The 15,312-nt window shown below is 55.9% G+C and carries 14 protein-coding genes; all 14 read left to right on the plus strand.

Features of this window, described 5'->3' with window-relative positions:
- The first annotated feature begins 114 nt into the window (after window positions 1–114).
- The 14 genes from M3A44_06445 to rfbD all read left to right on the plus strand — a co-directional run bounded on the left by M3A44_06445 (window position 115) and on the right by rfbD (window position 15,279).
- Window positions 115–582 carry a peroxiredoxin gene (locus M3A44_06445; GenBank protein ID MEQ6341291.1) on the plus strand — a complete coding sequence of 156 codons (468 nt, stop codon included), beginning with the start codon at window positions 115–117 and terminating at the stop codon, window positions 580–582.
- A 138-nt stretch (window positions 583–720) separates the two neighbouring features.
- Complete coding sequence (locus tag M3A44_06450) at window positions 721–1,806, plus strand: efflux RND transporter periplasmic adaptor subunit (GenBank protein ID MEQ6341292.1); 1,086 nt, start codon at window positions 721–723, stop codon at window positions 1,804–1,806.
- Window positions 1,803–4,865, plus strand: coding sequence for an efflux RND transporter permease subunit (locus M3A44_06455; GenBank protein MEQ6341293.1), 3,063 nt, complete (start codon window positions 1,803–1,805; stop codon window positions 4,863–4,865). The genes M3A44_06450 and M3A44_06455 overlap by 4 nt, the downstream gene beginning before the upstream one ends.
- Before the next feature lie 28 nt (window positions 4,866–4,893).
- Window positions 4,894–5,673, plus strand: a complete 780-nt coding sequence (gene truA, locus M3A44_06460; protein MEQ6341294.1) for a tRNA pseudouridine(38-40) synthase TruA — start codon at window positions 4,894–4,896, stop codon at window positions 5,671–5,673.
- A 13-nt stretch (window positions 5,674–5,686) separates the two neighbouring features.
- The gene (locus M3A44_06465; protein MEQ6341295.1) at window positions 5,687–6,343 is read left to right on the plus strand and encodes a phosphoribosylanthranilate isomerase; all 657 of its coding nucleotides are present in this window, start codon (window positions 5,687–5,689) and stop codon (window positions 6,341–6,343) included.
- A complete protein-coding gene (gene trpB / locus M3A44_06470) occupies window positions 6,333–7,553 on the plus strand; it encodes a tryptophan synthase subunit beta (protein MEQ6341296.1) in 1,221 nt (406 codons plus the stop codon). The genes M3A44_06465 and trpB overlap by 11 nt, the downstream gene beginning before the upstream one ends.
- Entirely contained in the window at window positions 7,550–8,368 is an 819-nt protein-coding gene (trpA, locus tag M3A44_06475) for a tryptophan synthase subunit alpha (GenBank protein ID MEQ6341297.1), read from the plus strand. Before trpB ends, trpA begins: the two co-directional genes overlap by 4 nt.
- 27 nt (window positions 8,369–8,395) lie before the next feature.
- Window positions 8,396–9,268, plus strand: a complete 873-nt coding sequence (accD, locus tag M3A44_06480) for an acetyl-CoA carboxylase, carboxyltransferase subunit beta (protein MEQ6341298.1) — start codon at window positions 8,396–8,398, stop codon at window positions 9,266–9,268.
- A gap of 327 nt (window positions 9,269–9,595) precedes the next feature.
- Window positions 9,596–11,065 carry a mannose-1-phosphate guanylyltransferase/mannose-6-phosphate isomerase gene (locus M3A44_06485; protein MEQ6341299.1) on the plus strand — a complete coding sequence of 490 codons (1,470 nt, stop codon included), beginning with the start codon at window positions 9,596–9,598 and terminating at the stop codon, window positions 11,063–11,065.
- A 68-nt stretch (window positions 11,066–11,133) separates the two neighbouring features.
- Window positions 11,134–11,754 (plus strand): adenylyl-sulfate kinase, encoded by a 621-nt coding sequence (gene cysC / locus M3A44_06490; protein ID MEQ6341300.1) that lies wholly within the window; start codon window positions 11,134–11,136, stop codon window positions 11,752–11,754.
- Between the two features lie 47 nt (window positions 11,755–11,801).
- Window positions 11,802–12,869 carry a dTDP-glucose 4,6-dehydratase gene (rfbB, locus tag M3A44_06495; protein MEQ6341301.1) on the plus strand — a complete coding sequence of 356 codons (1,068 nt, stop codon included), beginning with the start codon at window positions 11,802–11,804 and terminating at the stop codon, window positions 12,867–12,869.
- Window positions 12,869–13,744 carry a glucose-1-phosphate thymidylyltransferase RfbA gene (rfbA, locus tag M3A44_06500; GenBank protein ID MEQ6341302.1) on the plus strand — a complete coding sequence of 292 codons (876 nt, stop codon included), beginning with the start codon at window positions 12,869–12,871 and terminating at the stop codon, window positions 13,742–13,744. The genes rfbB and rfbA overlap by 1 nt, the downstream gene beginning before the upstream one ends.
- 123 nt (window positions 13,745–13,867) lie before the next feature.
- Window positions 13,868–14,413: a dTDP-4-dehydrorhamnose 3,5-epimerase gene (rfbC, locus tag M3A44_06505; GenBank protein MEQ6341303.1), complete on the plus strand. Its 546-nt coding sequence runs from the start codon at window positions 13,868–13,870 to the stop codon at window positions 14,411–14,413.
- Window positions 14,410–15,279 (plus strand): dTDP-4-dehydrorhamnose reductase, encoded by an 870-nt coding sequence (rfbD, locus tag M3A44_06510; protein MEQ6341304.1) that lies wholly within the window; start codon window positions 14,410–14,412, stop codon window positions 15,277–15,279. Before rfbC ends, rfbD begins: the two co-directional genes overlap by 4 nt.
- Window positions 15,280–15,312 lie beyond the last annotated feature (33 nt).

A 15,312-nucleotide genomic window follows, 5' to 3' on the forward strand; every position in this document is an offset into this window, starting at 1 on the left:
CCGAATTCTGCGGGAAATGTGGTGTGGTTGCTCTGGAGTGGGTTGGTCGCACCTGTTTTTTATGCGCCCCAAGTAACGTATGATGGGCGGACTTAACCCCAAGGAGATTGCATCATGAGCGATATCGCTGTCGGACAACCCGCACCGGATTTTGAGTTGCCTGCCACAGGTGACAAAACCATCAGCCTTTCGGGGTTAAAGGGCAAAAATGTTGTGCTGTATTTTTACCCCAAGGACAACACTCCAGGGTGTACCCGCGAGGGGCAGGACTTCCGCGATCATTACAATGAATTTGGCGCGTTTGATACCGTAATCCTCGGTGTGTCCCGCGACGGCCTGGACTCGCATGAAAAATTCAAAACCGAACAGAATTTTCAGTTCGATCTGCTTAGCGACAAGGATGAGGTGCTCTGCAAGCTGTTTGATGTCATCAAGTTGAAGAATATATATGGCAAAGAGTCCATGGGCGTGGAGCGCAGTACCTTCCTGATCGACAAAAACGGCATACTGCGCCAAGAGTGGCGCAAGGTGAAGGTCGAGGGCCACATTGAAGAGATATTGCAGGCGCTCTCGGCCTTGTAGGTGGGGCGGTTTGCACAGAACCTTTTTGTTTTCGGGCGGACTAATTCAAAGCGCCAATATTCATGCGTGGCGCGCCCTGCGCACAATGTGTTTAGCATGGAATAACCTCAAATAATCAACCTTGTGAAGGATTGGAAAATGAAAAAAAGCGGCATACTGGTCGCAGGGTTGTGTTTGGTTATTGTTGCCGGGTGCGGAAAAAAGGCTGAAGAAGAAAAATCGGGCAAACGGCCGATGGGAACCCTTATCACGGTGACCGAGGCAAAAAGCCAGACAGTGCAGCATGTCCAGGAGTCGATAGGCTGGATCGAGAGCGAGACTCTGCCCCTTGTGGCTGCCGAGGTGGCGGGGCGCGTGGTGCAGCTTGGTGCTGATGTCGGCCAGACGGTGAGCAAGGGCCAGTTGCTGGCTGAACTGGATACGAAGGATGGGCGCATTGCACGCGAGTCGGTACAGGCCGACATGCAGCGCATCCAGGCATCGCTCGGCAATCAGGAGCGTCTGGTGCAGCGTTATGAAAAGCTGGTGCAGGACAAATTCGTTTCTGTCACGCAACTGGATGACGCCAAAGCACAGTTTGCCGTGCTGCGCGAGCAACTGGCGGGCGCGCGGGCGCAACTGAAGGGTGCCGAAAACAATCTTGCCAAGGCGCGGATTCTTGCTCCGGTGGCGGGGCAGGTGGAGCAGCGCATGGTTTCCGTGGGGGACTTCGTGGCTATCGGCAAGCCGCTCTTCCAAATCACCTCCCAGCAGACTCTGCGAGTGCATCTGCCCTTCCCCGAAGACATGGCGCCGTCGCTGCGTCCAGGCGGTGTAGTGCGCCTTTCCACAGCGACAGCACCGGGCAAGCCCGTTGACAGCCGTATCAAGGAAATCCGCCCAGCGGTGGACGCCAAGAGCCATTCCGTGGAGGCGATTGTTGAACTCACCAATCCGGGCGGCTGGAAGCCGGGCGGTAGTGTCAACGGTGCATTGGTGGTGGCAGAGCATGGCCAGGCCGTCACCGTGCCGGAGCAAAGCGTGGTAATGCGCCCCGCTGGTGAGGTGGTATACGTGATCAAGGATGGCAAGGCCGTGCAGCAGGTAGTGAAGACGGGCTACCGCTCGAACGGCAATGCCGAAATCATTGAAGGCCTCGCGGCGGGTGCCGTGGTGGCGCTGGATGGTGCGGCGTTTCTCACCGACAAGGCTAAGGTCAACATCAAAAAAGACGAAAAGAAATGAGCCTGCCCGCACTGTCCATTAAGCGCCACGTGCTGGCGTTCATGCTGTCTGCCGTGCTGGTGTTGCTCGGCGTGATCAGTTACGAGCGGTTGGGTGTCGACCGCTTCCCTCATGTCGAGTTTCCCGTGCTGACGGTGACCACCGTGCTGCGCGGAGCCAACCCCGAGATCATCGACTCCAGCGTTACCAATGTCATCGAGTCGCAGGTTAACACTGTGCCCGGCATCGATCACATCCAATCCGCGTCTTCGCCTGGCGTGTCGGTGGTCACTATTACCTTCGATCTTGAAAAGGAAATCAATGTCGCCTTTGACGAGGTGCAGACCAAGGTCAATCAGGTTTTACGCCAATTGCCCACCGATGTCGAGGCGCCCATCGTATCCAAGGTGGAAACCAACGCGCAGCCTGTCATGTGGCTGGCGTTGCAAGGCGACCGCACCCTGCAACAACTCAATCAGTATGCCCGCAATGTCATCAAAAAAAGACTGGAGACCATCGACGGTGTGGGCGAGGTGCGCCTGGGGGGGAAGCGCGACCGCAATATCCGCGTAAATATCAAGCCGGATCGCATGGCAGCGTTAGGTGTGACCACCAAAGACATCGTTGATGCTTTCAACAATGAGCATGTGCAGGTTCCAGGCGGTTTTCTGGTGGGGAGCACAACCGAGAGCCTGATCAAGCTTGATCTCGAATTCCACTCGATAAAAGATTTGCAGCGCATGATCGTAGCCTACCGCGACAAGGCGCCGATCCGATTGCAGGATGTGGCGCTGATCGAAGACGGTATGGAAGACTACCGGCAACTGGCGCATTTCAACGGCAAACCGTCGGTAGGGCTGGGCATCGTCAAGATCGCCAATACCAATACGGTCGCGATTATCGACGAGGTGAAAAAACGCCTTGAGACAGAGATTATCCCGCAATTGCCGGCAGGTATGACTATCACAGTCTCCTCCGATGATTCCCGCTTTATTCTGGAGATGGTCAAGACGCTCAAGGAACATCTGTTGCTGGGCACCTTGCTCGCGGCGCTCATCGTCTGGCTGTTTTTGAAGAGCGTCCGCTCCACGCTGATCATTACAGTTGCTATACCTGTGTCACTGATGGGCGCGGTGGCGGCGATTTATTTCTCCGGCTTCACCTTTAACTCAATGACGCTGCTGGCGATGCTGCTGCTGGTCGGGGTGGTCGTGGATGACGCCATCGTGGTGTTGGAAAACATCTTTCGCCACCGTGAGCAGGGCAATGCCGATCCAGTCGGCGCCGCCATCGACGGCTCGCGCCAGGTGCAGTTCGCGGTATTGGCTTCCTCGCTCACCCTGGTGTCGATTTTCGCGCCGGTAATCTTCATGGGCGGCATTATCGGACGCTTTTTCGAGTCTTTTGCAGTGGTGGTGACCATCGGTGTCGTGGTGTCGCTGTTTGTTTCGCTGACACTCACCCCGATGCTGTGTTCGCGCTATCTCAAGGTGGCGCAACAGCACGGCATCGTTTACCGCACGCTGGAAGCCGCCTTTGCGGGTCTGGACAAAATCTACCGGCAATTACTGGATATCGCGCTGAGATTCCGCTGGAGCGTGATATTTGTAACGCTGATTATTGTGGCTTCCAGCGCCTGGTTTTTTGCCAACGTGGGCAAAGGATTTGTGCCTGAAGAAGATGAAGGGCGCTTCATGGTGTTCATCAAGACGCCGCTGGGCGCGAACATCGACTATACCAACGACCGGCTCGAAAAAATTGAGAAGGTATTGGGTAGCCACAAGGAAATCGTCACTTACTTTACCGCCATTGGGCTGGGTCAGGCAGGGCAGGCCAACCAGGGTATCGCCTTTGTGCGAATGCTACCGCGTGGGGAGCGCACCCTCAAGCAGTCCGAGGTGATCGACGCAGTGCGCAAGGAATTGATGCAAATCCCCGGCGTGCGCGCCTTTGCCGCAGGCGTGCCGCCCATCGGCGGGATGCGTGGTGAACCCTTGCAGTTTGTGGTGACGGGCCCCAACCTGCAAGAGGTCGGCAGGCTCACCACCGCCATGCAGGACAAGCTCTCCGCCATGCGGGAACTGGGGCGGCTGGACGTAGATTTGCAACTTGATTTACCGCAAATCGAGATGAAACTGGATCGCGCCCGTGCCGCTGATCTTGGCTTGAACTCCAAGGACGTTGCGCAGGCGGTGAATGTGATGGCAGGTGGCATGGACGTTGCCCGCTACAACGATGTGCCCGGCGATGGCGAGCGTTACGACATCCGTCTCAAGGGTGTCGAAAGTGGCTTCAGGCAGATCGCTGACTTTAGCAAGATCTATCTGCGCAACCAGGATGGAAAAATGGTGCGTCTGGACACAGTTGCCAAATTCGAACAAGCGCTGGGTCCGGCGATCATCAGCCGCTATGACATGCAGTACGCCGCGAATTTTGCCGGTTCACCCAGCATTCCCCTGGGGGAGGCCGTGAACAAGGTCAAGGATGCCGCGGCGGAAATCCTGCCTGCCGGCTACACCATCAAATTCACCGGGCAGGCCGAGCAGTTCGGCAAGACCATGGGTTACGCCGCCTTCGCTTTCATCCTGGCCCTGGTGCTGGTGTACATGGTGCTCGCCAGCCAATTCAACTCGTTCATCCAGCCACTCACTATCATGCTGGCCCAACCGCTGGCGATTATCGGCGGCGTCGCCGCACTATGGTTGATGGGGCATACCTTGAATATCTACTCGATGATCGGCCTGATTCTTTTGATCGGTCTTGTGGCGAAGAATTCGATATTGCTGGTGGATATGACCAATCAAGTGCGCGAAGAAGGCAAGGATGTAGACACCGCACTCCGGGAGGCTTGTCCCATCCGTATGCGCCCGGTGCTGATGACCTCGGCAACCATCATCCTGGCGCTGCTGCCCGCCGCACTGGGACTCGGCGCCGGCTCAGACACCAACGGCCCGCTCGCCGTCGCGGTGATCGGCGGCATGATCAGCTCCACGTTGCTGACGCTGGTCGTGGTGCCGTCGGTGTATTCGCTGGTGGAAAATGCCATGGTACGATGGCAGGCGAAGCGGCGGGCGGCATGATCGGACGGTCTTGCGATAAACTCCGCGTATGCGAATCGCGCTAGGTATTGAATACGACGGCTCGGCCTTTTCGGGCTGGCAGCTCCAGGACGGCGTGCGCACTGTGCAGGGCTGTGTCGAGGCCGCGCTGTCCAAAGTTGCCAATCACCCGGTGCGCGTAACGTGCGCCGGGCGTACTGATGCGGGTGTGCATGGCATCGGGCAGATTGTGCATTTTGACTCTGAGGCTGCACGCAGCATGCGTTCCTGGGTGTGCGGCGCCAATGCCAACCTGCCCCAGCAGATCAGTGTCACCTGGGCGCAGCAGGTGGCGGAGGATTTTCACGCGCGCTTCTCTGCCATGCGGCGGCGTTACCGTTATGTGATTCTCACCCGCCCGGTGCGCCCCACGTTTCTCTCCGGGCGGGTGTCTTGGGACTACCGACCGCTGGATGTGCAGCGTATGGCCGAGGCGGCTGCGCATCTGGTCGGCGAACACGATTTCTCCTCCTACCGCGCTCTCGCCTGTCAGGCCAAAAGTCCGGTGCGCACGGTGCATCGCCTCGACGTAACGCGGCAGGGCGAGCTGATCTTCATCGACATCGAAGCCAATGCCTTTTTGCACCACATGGTGCGCAACATCGCGGGTGTCCTGATGGCGATTGGCGCGGGCGAGCGTGAGCCGGTGTGGGCGCACGAGGTGCTGGAAATGCGCGACCGTACCCTGGGCGGCGTCACCGCCCCACCTCATGGGTTATACCTGATGGAAGTGGGTTATCCCGAACGGTTTGATATTCCGCGACTTTCGCAGACTTCCATGGTCTGGTAACCTAACTGCCTTTATGAATCAGCCATTTTTTACTCAAAATCCCGCCCGTGTGCGTGTTAAAATCTGCGGAATTACCCGCCACAAGGACGCTCTAGCCGCCGTCCGCCTGGGCGCAGACGCTATCGGTCTGGTGTTTTACACACCCAGCCCGCGTGCGGTGACGCTTGCGCAGGCCAGGGAGATTGTCCGCACTCTGTCGCCATTTGTAACCGTGGTTGGGCTGTTTGTGGACGCGTCGCCGGAGGAGATCCGATCTGTGCTAGATGATGTACGTATCGACCTGTTGCAGTTTCACGGCGATGAGGCTCCGAGCGATTGCAGCGCATACGGCAAGCCTTATATTAAGGCGGTGCGCATGCGGGAGGGGGTGGATGTGGCGGAAACCGCCCGCTGCTATGCGGATGCCAGCGGTTTGTTGCTGGACAGCTACCGCGCAGGCATGGCAGGTGGCACGGGGGAGACGTTTAATTGGGCGCGTGTGCCCCCTGCTGTGGATAAACCGATTATTCTGGCTGGCGGGCTCACGCCGGAAAACGTGGCTGATGCTATCGTTCAGGTCCGGCCTTATGCGGTAGACGTGAGCGGTGGGGTGGAATCGGCCAAAGGTATCAAGGATGCGGAAAAAATTGCCGCATTCATGCGAGGTGTAAACAGTGCCAATGTCAATTAAAGCGAAAGCAATTAATACCAATAGTCTGCCCGATGCCAACGGCCATTTCGGCCCTTACGGCGGGCGCTTTATCCCCGAAACCTTGATGGGGCCAGTGGAAGAGCTGCGGCAGGCCTACGAGGATTTGCGTAATGATCCGGCGTTTCTGGCCGAACTGGACAGGGATCTTGCCCAGTTCGTGGGCCGTCCTTCGCCGCTTTACCATGCCGAGCGCTGGAGCAAACAGTTGGGTGGTGCCCAGATTTACCTGAAGCGCGAAGACCTCAACCACACCGGCGCGCACAAGATCAACAACACCGTGGGGCAGGCGTTGCTGGCCCGGCATATGGGCAAGACGCGGGTGATCGCCGAGACCGGCGCGGGTCAGCATGGCGTCGCCTCGGCTACCGTGGCGGCGCGTTTCGGCATGGAATGCGTGGTGTACATGGGCTCCGAGGACATCAAACGCCAGGCAATCAATGTCTACCGTATGAAGCTGCTCGGTGCCGAAGTGGTGCCGGTGGAATCCGGTTCCAAGACGCTCAAGGACGCGCTCAATGAAGCGATGCGCGACTGGGTGACCAACATCGACAATACTTTCTACATCATCGGCACCGTGGCCGGGCCGCATCCCTACCCGATGATGGTGCGCGATTTCCAGGCCATCATCGGCCGTGAGGCGCGTGCCCAGATTCTGGATCAGGCAGGCAGACTGCCTGATGCGCTGGTGGCATGCGTCGGCGGCGGCTCCAACGCCATCGGCCTGTTTCATCCCTTCCTCAGCGATACTGGTGTGGCCATGTATGGCGTCGAGGCGGCGGGCGAAGGATTGGAGACGGAACATCATGCCGCCACCCTGTGCAAGGGCCGTCCCGGCGTGCTGCACGGCAACCGCACCTATCTCATTGAAGATGCCGACGGCCAGATCATTGAAACCCACTCCATCTCCGCCGGTCTTGACTATCCCGGTGTCGGGCCCGAGCATGCCTGGCTCAAGGACAGTGGGCGCGCCAATTACGTCGCCATTACCGACGACGAGGCGCTCGCAGCATTTCATGCGTTGACCCGTACCGAAGGTATCATGCCTGCCCTGGAGTCCAGTCATGCCCTGGCCTACGCGACGAAGTTGGCGCCCACCATGGATAAGGACAAGATCATCATCGTCAACCTGTCAGGGCGTGGTGACAAAGACATCCATACCGTGGCTGCACGCGAAGGAATCAAAGTATGAGCCGCATCAAAAGCTGTTTCGACGCGTTGCGCCGCGACAAGCGTAAAGCCCTTATACCCTATGTCACCGCAGGTGATCCACAGCCGGACGTCACTGTCCCCTTGATGCACGCAATGGTGGCGGCGGGCGCGGATATCATCGAGCTGGGCGTGCCGTTTTCCGACCCCATGGCGGACGGTCCAGTAATCCAGGCGGCCTGCGAGCGCGCCCTGAAGCATCATGTCAGCCTGCGAAATGTGCTGGGCATGGTGCGCGAGTTCCGCACGCGTAATGACCATACTCCTGTGGTGCTCATGGGTTACCTCAACCCGGTTGAGGTGATGGGCTACGCCGAGTTCGCCCGTGCGGCGGATGAGGTGGGCGTGGACGGTGTGTTGACAGTTGATCTGCCACCCGAAGAGGCGGAGGTATTGGTGACGGAGCTGCGCGCCCGCCATCTGGATAGCATTTTCCTCCTTGCGCCGACCAGTTCCGCCGAACGCATCGCCAGGATCTGTGCGATGGCCAGTGGATTCGTCTATTATGTTTCGCTCAAGGGCGTGACCGGTGTGGCGAGTATTGATGTGTCGGCAGTGGCAGCCAAACTGCAACAAATCCGCGCACTCACTGATCTCCCCATCGGCGTCGGGTTCGGCATCAAGGACGCCGCATCCGCCGCGCAAGTGGCCGCCGTGGCCGATGCGGTGGTCGTCGGTAGTGCTTTGGTGAAAAAGGTCGGAGAGTTTGCCGGGCAGCCGGAAAAAATTGAAAAAGAAGTGGCATCGCTCGTCAAGGAAATGCGCGTTGCAATGGATGGCGACCTCTTACCAAAATGATAACTATTCAATGATGGCGACGACTAAATGAGCTGGTTCGGAAAATTAATCCCTACAAAAATCAGGACTGAGGGGCGCCAAAAAAAATCCATTCCTGAAGGATTGTGGGCCAAATGTCCTGCCTGTAGCGCAGTGTTGTACCGCGCTGAGGTTGAGCGTAATCTTGAGGTATGTCCCAAGTGTACGCACCACATGCGCGTCAGCGGGCGCAAGCGCCTCAACAGCTTTCTTGATCTCGAGTCCCGCGAGGAAATTGGCGGCGATCTCATTGCCGTGGACGAACTCAAGTTTCGCGACAGCAGAAAGTACCGTGACCGCCTGACGCAAGCCAAAAAAGAAACCGGTGAAAAAGATGCGTTGACCGTCATAAAAGGCCAGGTCAAAGGCCTGCCGCTGGTGGCGTGCGCGTTCGAATTTGGCTTCATGGGCGGTTCCATGGGCGCGGTGGTCGGCGAGAAATTTGTGCGTGCCGCGAATGTCTGTATGGAGCACAACATCCCGCTGGTGTGTTTTTCCGCGAGCGGCGGCGCGCGCATGCAGGAGGCGCTCTTTTCTCTCATGCAAATGGCAAAAACCAGCGCCGCCCTGGCGCGCCTGAGCAGACAAGGTATTCCATATATCTCCGTGCTCACCGATCCGACGATGGGTGGCGTATCGGCGAGCTTCGCCATGCTGGGCGACATCAACGTCGCCGAACCCGGTGCCCTGATCGGCTTCGCCGGCCCGCGAGTCATCGAGCAGACGGTACGCCAGACGCTGCCGGAGGGCTTCCAGCGCAGCGAATTCCTGCTGGAGCATGGCGCAATAGACATGATCATCGACCGCCGTGAAATGCGCGACCGTCTTACCTCCGTGCTGGCTATTCTTACCCACCGGCCCGCGCCTGAGAACGCGATTTAAAAGGGGCCTTGTGCTACATCCCTTGATCGAGATCTTGAACAGCTAAAATAGGGTGGGTTTACACAAAGGGTGCAAGGGTGCTTTTTGTGTGACCCGCCAAGTGTTGCGTAGCAACGCAATGCATTACCTTGAAAACCGAACTTCCCACCCCGTTTAACTGCCTTTTTAGGATTATTTAATTTGGCGGCACATCGGTGAATAACGGTACAAGCCGCGCACCTCTTGTGCCCTCTGGGCAATCCCACAGTCCATCAAATGTCATAAAAAATCCTGTAGAATGTCGTGTCATCTCTTTATGTGAATCTGGAAACAAATTTTGGAGTGCCAATGAATATCCAGCCCGTCATTCTTTCCGGTGGTTCCGGTAGCCGTTTGTGGCCCATGTCGCGAGAGCATTACCCCAAGCAGTTGTTGCCTCTGGTGGGTGACAAAACCATGTTGCAGGCTACGGTGCAGCGTCTGGAGGGGCTTCAGGCTTTTCTTGGTGAAAAAGATGGGATGCTTGAGCCAATTGTGGTGTGCAACGAGGAGCATCGCTTTCTGGTAGCCGAGCAGTTGCGGCAGATCGGTACGAAACCATCTTCGATTATTCTGGAGCCGGTGGGGCGGAATACGGCACCGGCTTTGGCGCTGGCGGCGATTAACGCGGAAAGTGCTGGCGATCCGGTGTTGCTGGTGATGCCTGCCGATCACGTTATCCAGAATCGTGAGGCTTTCCTGAGGGCGGTGGCGCAAGGTGCCGTTTTGGCAGGGCAGGGTCGTCTGGTGACGTTCGGGATTCTTCCTGATCGGGCGGAGACCGGTTATGGCTATATTCAGCAAGGCTCTTCCGTTGGCTTGGCTGCGGCGCCGGATGCGTGTTATATCGGGGCATTTGTTGAAAAGCCGGATGCGGTGACCGCGGAGGATTATTGGACGTCGGGCCAATATTTGTGGAACAGCGGCATTTTCATGATGCGGGCTTCGGTGTGGTTGCAGGAGTTGTTCCGTTTCCGGCCTGATATTGTTCAATCCTGCCAGGTGGCGTATCAGCAGGGCAAGCAGGATCAGGATTTTTACCGGGTGAATAAGGCGGCGTTTTCATCCTGCCCTTCCGATTCCATCGATTACGCAGTGATGGAAAAGCTCACGTCTGGCGGGTTAGTGGCCGACAACGAAAAGGCTGCGGTGATTCCATTGGATGCGGGATGGTCCGATGTTGGTGCGTGGGCGGCCTTGTGGGAAGTGAGCGATAAGGATGAGCACGGCAACGTGATAAAAGGGGATGTGTATACGCATGGGACGCGTAACACGCTGCTGATCGCGGAGCACCGTTTTCTGGCCTGTGTGGGCGTTAATGATATTGTTGTGATTGAAACCCCGGATGCGGTGATGGTGGTTCATCAAAGCAAGGTGCAGGACGTGAAGCAAATTGTTGCACATCTGAAAGACAAGAAGCGTTCTGAATATTTGTTGCACCGCAAAGTTTCGCGGCCATGGGGAAGTTATGACAGCATTGATAATGGTGAGCGGTTTCAGGTGAAGCGTATCGTTGTGAGTCCCGGCGGAACGCTTTCCATGCAGATGCACCATCATCGCGCGGAACACTGGATTGTGGTGAAGGGTACGGCGAGGGTGACGCGCGGAGATGAGGTGTTTCTGCTGACGGAGAATCAGTCGACGTATATTCCTATTGGTGTGACCCACCGGCTGGAAAATCCCGGCACTATTCCACTGGAGTTGATTGAGGTGCAATCAGGCTCTTATCTTGGAGAGGATGACATCGTGCGGTTTGAAGATACATATGGTAGGAGTTGATGCGCGCTTTGACATACGATGCAGACTGCTTCAGTAATGCGACACACAATGAGTGAGTGAGGTATATCGTGAGCAGCTCCGTAACAAAAAGCAGTAACGTGGTCTGGCATGAAAGCAAAGTTTCACGCGAGGATCGCGAGCGATTGAAGAATCACAAGGGTGTGTTGTTGTGGTTTACGGGGCTTTCGGGAGCAGGAAAGTCGACACTTGCGCATGCGGTTGAAGAAGCCTCTTATAATCGTGGGTGCCATACGTATGTGCTCGATGGCGATAATGTGCGCCATGGATTGTGTGGTGATCTTGGTTTTTCCGCGCACGACCGGACGGAGAATATTCGACGCATTGGGGAAATGTCGAAGTTATTTGTGGATGCCGGCGTGATTGTGTTGACGGCGTTTATCTCGCCGTTTCGTGATGATCGCGAGCGTGTCCGGAATCTGATGCCGGAAGGCGACTTTCTCGAGATTTATTGCCAGTCTAGTCTCGAGCGTTGCGAAGAGCGTGATGTGAAGGGGCTGTATCGCCGTGCGCGTGCGGGGGAAATCCCAGATTTTACAGGCATTTCTTCACCGTATGAGGAGCCGCTCCACCCTGAGCTGATTGTGAATACCGGGGAGTGGTCGATCGAGGACTCCGCGACGGCTGTTTTAAAAATGCTGGAAGATCGCGGTATTTTGCGTCAGGGTTAGACGGCGCAAGTAGATCGGGACTTGGGTGAGCATTACAGGAGGAAGAGGTGATTTTAGTAACAGGTGGTGCTGGATTTATCGGTTCGAATTTCGTGCTCGACTGGATTGCTTGCGAAGGCACGCCGGTTGTTAATCTCGACAAGCTTACATATGCCGGAAATCTGGAGAATCTGGCGAACATCAGCAATGATGGCCGGCATATTTTTGTGCATGGCGATATCGGCGATAGCGCGTTGGTCGGGGATCTTTTAAAAAAATACAAACCGCACGCTATCGTGAATTTTGCTGCGGAGAGCCATGTGGATCGCTCCATTTATGGTCCTGCTGATTTCGTTCACACCAATGTTGTGGGGACGTTTAATTTGCTGGAAGAGGTGCGTGCCTACTGGTCATCTCTTGCCGATAATGAGAAAAGTGCATTCCGCTTTTTGCATGTTTCAACGGATGAGGTGTATGGCTCTTTGGGGTCCGACGATGCGCCGTTCACAGAAGAAACACCCTATGCGCCGAACAGCCCTTACTCTGCCTCCAAGGCGGCCTCCGATCATCTGGTGCGCGCGTATCACCATACCTATGGTCTGCCGACGCTGACAACCAATTGTTCCAATAATTATGGGCCTTATCAATTTCCGGAAAAACTTATTGCGTTGATGATTCTCAATGCGACGAAGGGCCGTTCGTTACCCATCTATGGGGATGGGCAGAATGTGCGTGACTGGCTATATGTCGGTGATCATTGCGAGGCGATCAGGGTGGTGCTGGCCAAAGGGATTGTGGGTGAAACATACAATATTGGCGGATGGAATGAAAAAACCAATCTTGATGTTGTTCACACTATTTGCGCCATCCTTGATGAATGTCTCCCTGATTCATCGTTCGCCCCTCATGCCTCGCTCATCACGTATGTTAAGGATCGCCCTGGACATGATCGGCGTTATGCGATTGATGCCCGCAAAATAGAACGGGATTTGGGTTGGAAACCCAAGGAGAATTTTGAAACGGGTATTCGCAAAACCGTGCGCTGGTATCTCGATAACATGCCATGGGTTGAGAATGTGGCGAGTGGCAATTATCAAAACTGGCTTGCACAAAATTACGTGGATAGGGGTGTGTAATGAAGGGCATTATTCTGGCCGGCGGCTCCGGCACACGCTTGTACCCGGTGACGTATACCGTCTCCAAGCAGCTTTTGCCGATTTATGACAAACCGATGATTTATTATCCGCTCACCACGCTGATGCTGGCGGGGATACGAGATATATTAATTATTTCAACACCACAGGATACGCCGAGATTCGAGCAATTAATCGGGGATGGCAGTCAATGGGGGTTGAATGTTTCCTATGCGGTTCAACCCTCTCCCGATGGTCTGGCGCAGGCGTTCATCATCGGCAAGGAATTCGTCGGCGGGGATGCGTGTGCCCTCGTGCTTGGGGATAATATTTTTTATGGCCATGATTTGTCACCCCAGCTTACCGACGCGACAACCAAGGAAATAGGCGCGACGGTGTTTGCCTATCCAGTGCAGGATCCCGAACGTTATGGCGTGGTTGAGTTTGATGAATACGGCAAGGCGTTGAGCATTGTCGAAAAGCCAAAAGAACCCAAGTCGCGCTATGCAGTGACCGGGCTTTATTTTTACGATAACCAGGTTGTCGATATTGCACAAACCATTAAGCCCTCCGCGCGCGGTGAGTTGGAAATCACGGATGTCAACCGCTGCTATCTTGAGATGGGCTTGCTGGATGTTCAGGTGATGGGGCGGGGTATGGCGTGGCTGGATACCGGAACGCATGAGTCGCTGCTTGAGGCCTCGCTGTTTATCCAGACCCTGGAGAAACGACAAGGATTGAAGATCGCGTGTCCCGAAGAGATTGCCTATCGCAAGGGCTATATCAATGCGGCGCAGCTGGAGGCGCTGGCGCTACCGTTGGCGAAAAACGGCTATGGTGCTTATTTGTTGGGGTTGCTCCGGGAAAAGATTTTTTGAAAATGGATCACCCATTATGGTGTCGACCCGGAAAATAGTAGGGTGCGCCGTGCGCACCATCCATTTTCACGTGGCGCGTGGAACACACCCTACCGCGAAAGATTGAAAATTGAGTAATAATTTATGCACGTACAAAAAACAGCCATTCCAGACGCGCTGATCATCGAGCCTAAGGTGTTCGGTGATGAACGCGGGTTTTTCTATGAGAGCTTCAATCAGAGAACGCTGGCTGAAGTGGCAGGTATTACGGATGGTTTTGTACAGGACAATCATTCCCGCTCCGCAAAGAATGTATTGCGTGGCTTGCATTACCAGATTGAGCAGCCTCAGGGTAAGCTGGTGCGCGTGGTTGTTGGCGAGGTCTTTGATGTGGCCGTTGATATTCGTCGCTCATCGGCGACATTTGGTCAGTGGGTGGGTGTGCATTTGTCCGCAGAAAACAAGCGCATGTTTTGGGTGCCTAAAGGCTTTGCGCATGGTTTTCTGGTATTGTCCGATTACGCGGAATTTCTCTATAAAACCACGGATTTCTACGCTCCGGAATATGAACGCTCGATACTCTGGAATGATCCCGATCTTGGTATAGCGTGGCCGCTTGACGGTCAACCGGTTTTGTCGGCCAAGGATATGGCGGGTGTGCGGCTCAAGGATGCCGAGGTGTTCCCATGAACAGGAAAATCCTGCTTACTGGAAAAAATGGCCAGGTAGGATGGGAGCTTGAGCGGACGCTTTCGACGCTGGGCCAGGTTATTGCGCTGGATCAGGCAGATATGGATCTTGCTGATCCGGATTCTATCAGAAAGGTTATTCGTGCCATCAAGCCGGGCTTGATCGTCAACCCGGCGGCCTATACGGCGGTGGACAAGGCTGAATCTGAACCGGAGTTGACCCTGTCCATCAATGGTACGGCGCCGGGCATCATGGCGGAAGAGGCCAAGCGCTTGGATGCGGCGCTGATACACTTTTCCACGGACTATGTTTTTGATGGTGCCACTACGACGGCTTATACCGAACAGGATGCCCCTAATCCGAAGAGTGTTTATGGTAGCTCCAAGCTGGCGGGTGAGTTGGCGATTCAGGCTGTCGGTGTACCCCATCTCATTCTGCGCACCAGCTGGGTTTATGGTGTGCGCGGCAAGAATTTCCTGTTGACCATGCAGCGTCTGGCGCGCGAGCGTCCATCTTTGAACGTGGTCGATGACCAGTTTGGTGCGCCTACATGGTGCCGCTTGCTCGCCGAGGCTACTGCCCAGATTGTGGCGCAGGGCCAAGGCGATGTGGCGGGGCATATTCAGCAGCGCACGGGTGTCTACCACATGACGTGCGCCGGGCAGACATCCTGGCATGGTTTTGCCCGTTCCATTCTGGAACGGGAGACCGGCCCGGTGGCAGATCTGCGACCCATTCCCAGTATGGACTATCCTACGCCTGCGGCACGTCCGCATTATTCAGTGTTGGATAATGCACGATTGGCCGATACATTCGGTATCAAACTGCCGGATTGGGCTGCTGCCTTGGAGATAGCACTGGCTTGATGCCGCACTTGTAACGCGCAAGCATAGGGTATC

Source organism: Gammaproteobacteria bacterium, assembly GCA_040183005.1.
Classification (GTDB): Bacteria; Pseudomonadota; Gammaproteobacteria.

What these genes read in the sequence shown, in the direction of transcription:
- rfbA (MEQ6341302.1), top strand. Translation starts at nt 12,869, where the DNA reads ATGAAGGGCATTATTCTGGCCGGCGGCTCCGGCACACGCTTGTACCCG.
- accD (MEQ6341298.1), top strand. Translation starts at nt 8,396, where the DNA reads ATGAGCTGGTTCGGAAAATTAATCCCTACAAAAATCAGGACTGAGGGG.
- trpB (MEQ6341296.1), top strand. Translation starts at nt 6,333, where the DNA reads ATGTCAATTAAAGCGAAAGCAATTAATACCAATAGTCTGCCCGATGCC.
- truA (MEQ6341294.1), top strand. Translation starts at nt 4,894, where the DNA reads ATGCGAATCGCGCTAGGTATTGAATACGACGGCTCGGCCTTTTCGGGC.
- rfbC (MEQ6341303.1), top strand. Translation starts at nt 13,868, where the DNA reads ATGCACGTACAAAAAACAGCCATTCCAGACGCGCTGATCATCGAGCCT.
- rfbD (MEQ6341304.1), top strand. Translation starts at nt 14,410, where the DNA reads ATGAACAGGAAAATCCTGCTTACTGGAAAAAATGGCCAGGTAGGATGG.
- trpA (MEQ6341297.1), top strand. Translation starts at nt 7,550, where the DNA reads ATGAGCCGCATCAAAAGCTGTTTCGACGCGTTGCGCCGCGACAAGCGT.
- M3A44_06450 (MEQ6341292.1), top strand. Translation starts at nt 721, where the DNA reads ATGAAAAAAAGCGGCATACTGGTCGCAGGGTTGTGTTTGGTTATTGTT.
- M3A44_06455 (MEQ6341293.1), top strand. Translation starts at nt 1,803, where the DNA reads ATGAGCCTGCCCGCACTGTCCATTAAGCGCCACGTGCTGGCGTTCATG.
- M3A44_06485 (MEQ6341299.1), top strand. Translation starts at nt 9,596, where the DNA reads ATGAATATCCAGCCCGTCATTCTTTCCGGTGGTTCCGGTAGCCGTTTG.
- M3A44_06465 (MEQ6341295.1), top strand. Translation starts at nt 5,687, where the DNA reads ATGAATCAGCCATTTTTTACTCAAAATCCCGCCCGTGTGCGTGTTAAA.
- M3A44_06445 (MEQ6341291.1), top strand. Translation starts at nt 115, where the DNA reads ATGAGCGATATCGCTGTCGGACAACCCGCACCGGATTTTGAGTTGCCT.